The organism is Streptomyces sp. TAA040 (assembly GCF_000424845.1).
Window position 1 is genome coordinate 341,952 of record NZ_AUKR01000005.1, and the last position, 9,878, is coordinate 351,829.

At 72.8% G+C, this 9,878-nt stretch carries 8 protein-coding genes; 3 read left to right on the plus strand and 5 right to left on the minus strand.

Annotation, left to right across the window (positions count from 1 at the left end; all coding sequences use genetic code 11):
- Nucleotides 1-97: 97 nt before the first annotated feature.
- Nucleotides 98-2,452, minus strand: coding sequence for an immune inhibitor A domain-containing protein (locus H300_RS0105500; protein WP_028426643.1), 2,355 nt, complete (start codon nucleotides 2,450-2,452; stop codon nucleotides 98-100).
- 278 nt (nucleotides 2,453-2,730) lie between these two features.
- Here H300_RS0105500 and H300_RS0105505 point away from each other — a divergent pair, with 278 nt between their 5' ends.
- The gene (locus H300_RS0105505) at nucleotides 2,731-3,039 is read left to right on the plus strand and encodes a hypothetical protein (protein WP_028426644.1); all 309 of its coding nucleotides are present in this window, start codon (nucleotides 2,731-2,733) and stop codon (nucleotides 3,037-3,039) included.
- Between the two features lie 25 nt (nucleotides 3,040-3,064).
- Here the strand turns inward: H300_RS0105505 and H300_RS0105510 are convergent, their stop codons facing one another.
- Nucleotides 3,065-3,715, minus strand: a complete 651-nt coding sequence (locus H300_RS0105510; protein WP_028426645.1) for an RDD family protein — start codon at nucleotides 3,713-3,715, stop codon at nucleotides 3,065-3,067.
- A gap of 216 nt (nucleotides 3,716-3,931) precedes the next feature.
- Nucleotides 3,932-5,701 (minus strand): RDD family protein, encoded by a 1,770-nt coding sequence (locus H300_RS25090; RefSeq protein ID WP_037979135.1) that lies wholly within the window; start codon nucleotides 5,699-5,701, stop codon nucleotides 3,932-3,934.
- 309 nt (nucleotides 5,702-6,010) lie between these two features.
- Between H300_RS25090 and H300_RS25095 the strand changes: the two genes are divergently transcribed.
- Nucleotides 6,011-6,490, plus strand: a complete 480-nt coding sequence (locus H300_RS25095; protein ID WP_037979136.1) for an SsgA family sporulation/cell division regulator — start codon at nucleotides 6,011-6,013, stop codon at nucleotides 6,488-6,490.
- Nucleotides 6,491-6,575: 85 nt separating this feature from the next.
- Here the strand turns inward: H300_RS25095 and H300_RS0105530 are convergent, their stop codons facing one another.
- On the minus strand, nucleotides 6,576-7,943 hold the full coding sequence (locus H300_RS0105530) for an FAD-linked oxidase C-terminal domain-containing protein (protein ID WP_028426646.1): 1,368 nt from the start codon (nucleotides 7,941-7,943) through the stop codon (nucleotides 6,576-6,578).
- A 115-nt stretch (nucleotides 7,944-8,058) separates the two neighbouring features.
- A complete protein-coding gene (gene hppD, locus H300_RS0105535) occupies nucleotides 8,059-9,201 on the minus strand; it encodes a 4-hydroxyphenylpyruvate dioxygenase (RefSeq protein WP_028426647.1) in 1,143 nt (380 codons plus the stop codon).
- Nucleotides 9,202-9,348: 147 nt separating this feature from the next.
- On the opposite strand from hppD, the gene H300_RS0105540 reads away from it, so the two are divergent.
- Entirely contained in the window at nucleotides 9,349-9,864 is a 516-nt protein-coding gene (locus H300_RS0105540) for an Lrp/AsnC family transcriptional regulator (RefSeq protein WP_028426648.1), read from the plus strand.
- Nucleotides 9,865-9,878 lie beyond the last annotated feature (14 nt).

The window sequence follows — 9,878 nt, forward strand, 5'->3', positions numbered from 1 at the left end:
AACCGCGATCGGCCGCCGCCCGCCAGGGGGCGACGACCGATCGCTTCATGACCTGCGAGGACTGCTCAGCGCGGCCACGCGTGACGCTCCGTGGTGGTCACCACCACTTGGAGGGGCTCACCAGGATGGTCATCTTCTTGCCGTCCTTCGGCTGGCTGACGATCGAGATCCGGGTGTTGGTGTCGGGCACCTTCACCCCGGCCGTCGGGTTGGACTCGTACCAGTACGTGCCCAGCCGGTCGTCGAAGAAGGGCTTGCCGAGCTTGCGCTTGATCTCCGTCGGCGCCCCGTCCTGATGCAGGGTCACCTGCTTCGTCGGGTACCAGCTGAACGGCGAGTCGAACGCCTGCACGCGGTTGCGCATCAGGGTGCCGTCCGACCACTTCTCCGGCTCGGCGTGGGCGTCGATCGGGAGGACCAGGCCCTCGCCCGGGTGCACGCCGACGTTGTTGTCCAACTGGGAGGTGTCCCACAGCCAGAGCAGCATGCCGGTCTGGTACGGGAAGTGCTCGACGAAGTTGGGCTTGGTGGAGGTGAAGCCGAAGTTGTACGGTCCGGTCCGCAGCGTCTCGTCGTAGCCGACGTACTGGCGGCTCTCCGCTATGTAGTACTGCGGGTAGGACTTGGTGAACGACTCGCCGATCCGCTCGAAGCCGTCGGCCGACCAGCCCGCGTCGCCGTCCTCGGCACCGTCCTCCAGGAGCGCCTCGCCGTCCGCGGTGATGACGATGTCGTCGGCCGTGAAGCCCTTCTCGGCGACGCCGCCGTCCGTCCGGTAGTGGAAGCGGAGTTCGACCTCCTGGCCCGCGTAGTCGCTCAGCGGGTACGCGAGGTCGGTGTAGCCGCCGGACTCGCCGTGCAGCGCCGGGGTGTCGCTGCCGTCGCGCGGAATCGCTTCTCCGTCGACGGTGCCGTCCAGCGCGGTCCAGGTCTCGCCGCCGTCGGTGGACACCTGGGTGTAGAGGTAGTCGTAGTCCGCCTCGATCTCCCACCAGCCCTTGAGCCCGAGGGAGGCCTCGGAGGCGTCCGTCAGGTCGACGGTGCGGGTGAGGGAGTTGCGCAGGTCGTCGCCCATGCCGCTCCACCAGTGGCGCTCCCCCGCCGCGGGCGCCACCACGGTGGTGGTCAGCTCCTTGTCGGGGAGTTCGATCAGGACGGCCTGCGCGTTCTTGCGCTTGGCCTTGGACTCGGCCGCCGCGCTCAGGGTGTGCTTGGAGACCTTCGCCGCCTCCGCGGTCTCATAGTCGAGCCAGCCCAGCTGGAGCTTGTCCCAGGCGGTCATCTCGCCGGCCGAGTCGCCGATGGCGTCCTCGCCCTTGCCGAGCCACGAGCCGGAGGACATCAGCGACCAGTAGGCCACGGACGACTCACCGGTGCCGGAGGTGTCGTAGAGGTCGGGCAGCCCGAGGTCGTGGGCGTACTCGTGAGCGAAGACCCCCAGTCCGCCGTTCTCCGGCTGCACGGTGTAGTCGCCGACCCAGACGCCGGTGCCACCGATCTCGGTACCGCCGGCCTTGTTGAAGTCCGGTCCGGTGCTGCCGAAGTCGGTGCCGTAGGCGTACCAGCGGTGCGCCCAGATCGCGTCCTCGCCCTGCGCGCCGCCGCCGGCGGACTCGTCCTCACCGGAGTGCACGAACTGGAAGTGGTCGATGTAGCCGTCGGGCTCGTTGAAGTCGCCGTCGCCGTCGTGGTCGTAGCGGTCCCAAACGTCGTACTCGGCCAACGCGTCGGCGATCTCCTGGGTGCTGCGGCCGGCTTCCTTCTGGCCCTCGGCCCATGTGTTCACGCCGTCGCGGACCGCGTCCCAGACGCTGTCGCAGACGTTGGAGCCGCAGGCGTTGTTGCCGTACCGGGCCTCGTTGTAGTCGATCTTGACCCAGTCGGAGACCTCGCCGTCCACGGTGTACTTGCCGGAGGACTGCTCTTCGTAGTAGCTCTTCAGCGAGTTCTCGCCCTCGCCGAAGTAGACGTCCGTGAAGTGGTCACGGTCGAAGTCCTCCTTCCACAGCGTGGTGTTGTCCTCGCTGCGGTCGGGCTCGGCGATCTCGTTGTGCAGCGGGCCGGGATCGCCGCCGAAGCGGTCGTCGACCTCGTCGCCGAACTCGATCAGGATGGTGAAGATCTTGTCGGTCTTCACCTGCTCCATCTCGACGAACTTCTTCTCGCCGAGCTTCATGACCTTGGAGCCGTTCCTGGACTGCGGCTTCTCCCCCGACGCCAGTTTCTGCAGGGCCGCCTGCCGCTCGGCTTTCTGCTTCTTCGTCAGCGGCCCCTCCAGGTCGTGCTCGACGTGCTCGACCGTGGAAGGGGACTCGGACTGCGGATGCTGATGGTCCTCGGGCTCCTGCGCCTGCGCCGCGGTGGCGGGCAGCAGCGCGGCGGCTCCCAGCGCGGCGACGGCGGTGGCCAGGGCCGCAGTTCTCGATCTCATGGATCTCCGTGGAATGGTCACGGGTGCAACGTCCTCCCTGCAAGTGCGGTGACTTGACGGGACGCATTTGACCCGAGTGTCGGAAGAAAAGACAGACCTTGTTTTAGACACGTCAATCAAGTAGGTTCCCCGGCCGACCCGTTCGGCATGACTCCGTGCGCCCCCTGTGCTGCCGAGCCCCGCACCGGGACGCGGTTGCCGGACGTTCCTCTCGGGCATCTCGCAACGTAGAGTCGTCCGGCGGCACGCGACGCGGCCGAACGACTCCCGCTTCTGACCCCCCGAGGACGGATCCCGCCATGCCGCGTCCGACTCTCGTACAGCTCGTCTACGGTTCGGCCACCGTCGTCCTGACGACTCTCCTGCTCCTGCTGCTCACCGGCGCCGAGTCCGGCACCGGAGCGGTGCTGGTCGCGAGCGGAGCGCTGGTGGCGGGGCTGGTGGTGGCGGTCGGCTCGCCGGCCGGGCGCCGGCGGCCCGCTGCCGCCGGGCAGCAGGCCGCGGCCGAACCGGCCCACGCGGCCCGGTCGGTCGCTCCGGCCGCGGAGCCGGTCCCCGGTCCGCAGGACGCCGGGGCACGGGTGCCGCAGCCGTCGCTGCGCCGGTAGCCCGCGGCGGCTCGCGTGCGCCGGATCAGGCGGCGACCACCGCCGTTCCGGCCGTCTTGTCGTGCAGGCACTGCCGGTACGGCTTGTCCCAGGTGCAGAAGAGCACATTCACCAACCAGAACAGCGAACCGAGGAGCGGCACCACCGGCGGCAGCGAGTAGACCGCCGCGCGGACCCAGCCCGGCGTGCCAGCCGGCACCGAGCCGTCGGTCGGCATGACCACCCGGATCCGCAGCAGGATCTTGCCGACGGTCTGGCCCCGCCGGGTGAGCATCAGGGCCTCGTAGACGAAGTACACCAGGGCGTAGACCAGCGTACCGGTCACCTGCCCCCCGACGTCCGCACCGGTGCCCCAGGTACCGTCGTCTCCGGCGAAGTCCCAGACGCCGGTGAGCCAGAGCAGGATGTTGACCGGGATTCCCACCACGAAGCTGTCCACGATGCGGGCGAGCAGCCGGCGCCCCCGGGACGCGAGCGGCGGCAGCCCGGCCGTCGGGTCCGACGCCCCGCGGGCACTGCCGTAGGGGTTCTCGCCGTAGGGCTCGGGCGGGGGCGGCGCGGCGGCGTAGGGCCCGTCCCCCGGGGCAGGTTCGCCGTGGGGCGAACCGGCGGGGGGCCGGGCCGGTGTGCGGAACGGGTCGTCGTCGGGCCGTCCGGGCCGTTGCTCGTCGCTCATGGCCCGAGTCGAACGCCCCGCGGCCGGGTCCGCACCCCGGCGGCGGCCGCTCGGACGACCCCGCTCACCCGTCCGGAGGCATGCGCCGCGTCGGAGCAGGGCCCGGCCGTGTCGCGCGGGGTGCCCCGGGGTGGGGGCCGCGAGCCCACGGGTACGGGCCACGACCCGGTGGGCCGCGAGCCCGCGGGCCACCGCCCGGCGCGGACGGCCCGAGCGTCACAGACCGGCGCGGGCGTCCCGGCCGACGAAGGTGCGGGCGGCCTTGTCGTGCCAGCACTGGCGCCAGGGCTTGTCGACGAGGCACCAGGCCGCGTCCACCGCTCCCACCACCAGCGCCCAGAGCAGCCCGTGCAGGAGTTGCCGCAGCAGCGCGGCCCGCATCCCGGGCGGGTTCTGCTGCTCCAGGTCGAGCACCCGCAGCCCGCACAGCTTCTTGCCGAGGCTGCGCCCCCAGCGACCGGTCGGCAGCCCCTCCCAGAGCAGGCCTGCGAGGAGGAAGGCCCCCACCACCATCGCCAGCCAACCGCCGGTGGTGGCGTCCAGCAACCAGACCTCCCGGGTCACCCCGGCCTGTTCGACCGCCTCCACCTTGCCGCGGATGTGGTCGACGGCCGCGGGGACCAGCGGGGCCGCCACCGCCGCGCCCACCGCGAGCGGCACGACGCTGTCGATCAACCGGGCGAGCAGCCGCCGGCCCATTCCGGCCGGGCGGATCTGCCGCTGGGCGGCCCGCAGGAAGGGGTCGTCGGCCGGTGGCCTCCACGGGGTGACCGGCCCACCCTCCGCGGGGCCGCGCCCGCCCCCGGTCGTCCCGTCGGCGGGCACGCGTGCGGCCGGGGCGGCCAGCTCGCGCACCTGGTCGGCCCACCCCTGCCCGGCCGCCGGGGCACTCGCCCGGCCTGACCCGGGCGCCGGACCGGCCGAAGCGCCGGCGGGGGCAGGACGGGCGGCGGACGCCGCGGACGGCGGCACCGCGCGCGGAGCGGCGCCCGGACCCCCGGGGCCGCCCGGACTCCGGGGGACGCCGGGGGCGGCCGGAGCCTCGGGGGCGCCGGGGCCGAAGCCCGTACCGGTCGCGACCGCCCCGGCGGAGGCCCGACCGCCGTCGGGCACCGGCCACTCCCTGCCGTCGCCCGCGCCCTTCGGCTCCGACCGGACGGAGGCGGGCGCGGAGTCCGCCGCGCGCCCGGAGTCGGCGGCGCCGGCGGGCCGGGCGGCGGGGAGGACTGGGCTCCCGCCGCCGTGGGCCGGGTCAGCAGCCGCCGGGCCGGATGCGACGGCGGGCGCGGCGGGCGACGCCGGGTCCGGGCGCTCGTCGGCGGAACCGGTGCCCCGCGCCGTCCCACCAGCCGGGGAGGGCGTCCGCGCCTCCGCCGGCGCGCCGCTCATCGGCGACCGCGCTCCGGCGGGTTCCGGCGACCGCTGCCCGACGGGCGCTCCGGAGGCAGACCCGGGTCGCGCCGCGCCCGGTTCGGGTGCGGACCCGGCGGACTCGGCTGCGGCTGCGGCTGCGGCTGCGGCTGCGGAACCCCAGGAGATCCGGTCACCGCGGGCGGATCCGAAACCCTCCTGCCGGGAGGCGTCGGCCTGCCACGCCGAGGCGGGCTCGGGCTGCCGCCCGTGCAGCCGGCTCGGGTCGTCCCAGTCGGTGACCGCCGGGAGGGACGGACCGGACGACTCCGCGGGGGCGGGCTCCTCGTCCAGGAAGACCGGGCCGGTCTCCTCCCGTACCGGCTCCGGCTCGGAGGCGGGAACCGTGTTCGACGGTGCCGACGGCGCCGTCGCGGAGGCGCCGGGGAGCGGCCCCTGCGGGACCACCCCGGGCGGCGCCTGCGGCATCGGCTCACCGGCGCGCGGCTCCGGTCGGCTGGTGCCGGGAACCCAGGCGAGGCCGTCCCAGTAGCGGATGTAGCCGGGGATGGACGGGTCCGGGTAGTACCCGGCCGGCGTCCGGCCGTCGGCGGTTCCTGAGGGGGGCGCGCTCATGTGTCCCGTCCCGTGTTCTGCTCGGCCGTTCGCGAGCCGGCTGCGTCGTCGTATGTGCGGTGTGCGGCGTCCCGGGCACCCGTCGTGTCCAGCGCGCCGGCTCCACATCTACCAGAGTCCGGGCCCCCGCCGCCCCGACGTCGGCGGTCCCCATACGTATTGACGAATCCCGCGGCCGTTTCACTCGGACGCGGCGGAAAAGTTTCCACCGAACCGGCGTAAGAACGGGCGCCCTGGCCACTCTCTACCCGGTGCGGAACCACCGAGCGCGTGGCCGGACCACGCGGCACCGAGAGAGGGGAACCTCGCATGCACACCGTTGTCGAACGAGAGCTGGAACTGAAGCTGGTGCTGTCACCGGAACGAAGCATTCCGGTGCTGGCCCGGCTCAGCTACCGGACCGAGGACCCCTATGCCGTGCACCTCGCCTTCCACATCGGCACCCCCGACCCGGTGCACTGGACGTTCTCCCGCGAACTGCTCGTCGAAGGGGTCTTCCGGCCCTGCGGCTACGGGGACGTCCGGGTGTGGCCGGCGAAGGCGGACGACCGCCGCGTGATCTGCGTGGCGCTGAGCTCACCGGACGGCGACGCACTGCTCCAGGCACCTTCGGTGGCGGTCTCCGCGTGGCTGGAGCGCACCCTCGACCTGGTTCCGCCGGGGAGCGAGGGCGAGCAGCTCGGGCTCGACAACGGGCTGCGGGAGCTGCTCGCCCGGACCGCGGGCGAGGACCTCGACCAGTGCCGGGGCGGCCGGGGCGCGGAGGAGTCCGGTGAGGCGAGCGGCTGACCGGAACCGCGGGGGAAACGGGCCGGGAAGCAGCGGGCCGGGGGCCGGAGTCCGGCGGGGGACGGGGCGGCGGGAGGCCGCCGCCTCAGAACAGCTTGCCCGGGTTCAGCAGGCCCAGCGGATCGAACACCTGCTTCACCCCGCGCTGAAGCTCGATCCCCACCGGGCCGATCTCCCGGGCCAGCCACTCCTTCTTCAGCACACCCACCCCGTGCTCCCCGGTGATGGTGCCGCCGAGTTCCAGCCCGAGGCCCATGATCTCGTCGAAGGACGTTCTGGCCCGCGCGGACTCGTCCGGGTCGGATGCGTCGAAGCAGACGGTCGGGTGCGTGTTGCCGTCCCCCGCATGTGCGCAGACACCGATGGTCAGCCGATTCCGTTCGGCGATGGCAGCGACCCCGTCCAGCATGGCAGCGAGAGCGGACCGCGGCACGCAGACGTCGTCGATCATCGTCGTGCCCTTGACCGCCTCCAGCGCGACCAGTGCCGAGCGGCGGGCCTTGAGCAGCAGCTCCGACTCCGCGGCGTCCTCGGCGGGCACCACCTCCGTGGCCCCGGCCGCCTCGCAGAGCGCACCGACCGCGGCGAGGTCAGCGGCCGGGTCCGGGGTGTCGAAGGCGGCGAGCAGCAGGGCCTCGGTGCTCTCCGGAAGCCCCATCCGGGTGAGTTCGTTGACGGCACGCAGGGTGGTGCGGTCCATCAGCTCCAGCAGCGACGGGGTGTGCCCGGCGGCCATGATCCGGCAGACCGCGTCCCCGGCCGCGCGGGCGGAGGGGAACTCGGCGGCCAGTGCCAACTGCGGGGGCGGTACCGGACGCAGGGCAAGCACCGCGCGTACGACGACGCCCAGGCTGCCCTCGGAGCCGACGAACAGCCGGGTCAGGTCGTAGCCCGCCACGCCCTTGGCCGTGCGGCGGCCGGTGGTCAGCAACCGCCCGTCGGCCAGCACCACCTCCAGCCCGAGCACGTACTCGGCGGTCACCCCGTACTTGACGCAGCACAGCCCGCCGGACGCGGTGCCGATGTTGCCGCCGATGGTGCACTCCTCCCAGCTGGAGGGGTCCGGCGGGTAGGCGAGACCGTGCTCGGCGACGGCCCGGGAGAGCACGGCGTTCACCACCCCGGGTTCGACGACGGCGATCCGGTCGACGGGGTCGATCTCCAGGATGCGGTCCATCCGCAGCAGCGAGAGGACCACACAGCCGTCGGTGGCGTTGGCGCCGCCGGAAAGACCGGTCCTGGCGCCCTGCGGGACCACCGGTGTCCGGGTCGCGGTGACGGTGCGCAGGACGTGCTGGACCTGCTCCACCGTGCGCGGGAGCACCACCGCCGCGGGGGCGCCCGCGGCGCAGAAGCCGGCCATGTCGCGGGTGTAGGCCGCCGTGACGTCGGGGTCGGTGAGCACGGCGTCGTCCGGGAGCCCGTCCCGCAACCGTTCGATCAGTGCACCCATGGGCCCAGCCTGGCACCGGGCGGTGCGCCGGACAACAGCGCGCGCGGAACGGCACCCCCGGGATCGGGGCGCCGTTCCGCGCGGTCGGTCCAGGCCGCGGCGGGAGCGCCGCGGGTCAGAGGTTGCCGCGCCGGTCCTGTTCGCGCTCGATGGCCTCGAAGAGGGCCTTGAAGTTGCCCTTGCCGAAGCCCATCGAGCCGTGCCGCTCGATCAGCTCGAAGAACACCGTCGGCCGGTCCTGGACGGGCTTGGTGAAGATCTGGAGCAGGTAGCCGTCCTCGTCGCGGTCGGCGAGGATCCTCAGCTCGCGCAGCTCGTCGATCGGCACCCGGGTGTCCCCGACCCACTCGCCCAGCGTCTCGTAGTACGAGTCCGGCACGTCGAGGAAGCGGACACCGGAGGCCCGCATGGTGCGGACGGTGGCGACGATGTCATTGGTGGCCAGGGCGATGTGCTGCACGCCGGGGCCGCCGAAGAACTCCAGGTACTCGTCGATCTGGGACTTCTTCTTGGCCACGGCCGGCTCGTTGATCGGGAACTTGACCTTCTTGGTGCCGTCCGCGACCACCTTCGACATCAGGGCGGAGTACTCGGTGGCGATGTCGTCGCCGACGAACTCCTTCATGTTGGTGAAGCCCATGACCTTGTTGTAGAAGGCCACCCACTCGTTCATCCGGCCGATCTCGACGTTGCCGACGCAGTGGTCGACCGCCTGGAAGGTCCGCTTGGCAGGCGGCGCGACGAGCGGCTCGGCCGCGGTGAAGCCGGGCAGGTAGGGGCCCTCGTAGCCGGTGCGCTCGACGAGCGTGTGCCGGGTCCGCCCGTAGGTGGCGATGGAGGCGAGGACGACGGTGCCGTGCTCGTCCTTGAGTTCGTGCGGCTCGACCAGGCCGACGGCGCCCCGGCCGACCGCATGGGCGTAGGCGGCGCGGGCGTCCGGGACCTCGATCGCGAGGTCCACGACCCCGTCCCCGTGGGTGGCGACGTGGTCGGCGAGGAACGCGCCCCACTCGGTGGACGGCTTGATGACGGAGGTCAGGACGAAGCGCGCGGAGCCCGATTCGAGGACGTAGGCGGCGGTCTCCCGGCTGCCGTTCTCCGGTCCGGAGTAGGCGACCAGCTTCATCCCGAAGGCGCTGGAGTAGTAGTGCGCGGCCTGCTTGGCGTTGCCGACGGCGAAGACGACCGCGTCCATCCCCTTGACCGGGAAGGGATCGGCCTGCCGCGACGTCGAGGAGCTCTCAAGGGTCTCAGTCATGACCGCAGGCTCTCCCCGATCGGCATGGTGCGCAATAGTGACCGCATCTACTGGGCATGCTGCACAGTGCGTCCCGGAAAATGCCGGTCGATCTGTACAGGATGACCAGTCCGGGACGGCTGAGTCGCCGGAGAACGGAGGGACCCGATGGGCATCGACGCACTGGACGGCCGGCTGCTGGAACTGCTCGCCGAGGAGCCGCGGGTGGGGGTGCTGGAGGCCTCGCGGCGGCTGGGCGTAGCCCGCGGCACCGTGCAGGCCCGGATGGACCGGCTGCGGTCCGGCGGCGTCATCCGGGGCTTCGGCCCCGAGGTGGACCCCGCCGCGCTCGGCTACCCGGTGACGGCCTTCGCCACCCTGGAGATCAAGCAGGGCCAGGGCCCGGATGTGCGGGCCCACCTCGCCGGCGTGCCGGAGGTGCTGGAGCTGCACACCATCACCGGCCACGGGGACATGCTCTGCCGGCTGGTGGCCCGCTCCAACAGCGGCCTCCAGGGCGTCATCGACCGGGTGGTGGGCTTCGAGGGCATCGTGCGGGCGTCCACCGCCATCGTCATGGAGAACCCGGTGCCGCTGCGAATCCTGCCGCTGGTGCGGCGGGCCGTGCACCGGGCGGGGGAGGCGGCGGGCGACCGCGCCGACGGCACGGCACCGGCCGACTGACTGCCCGCGGGCGC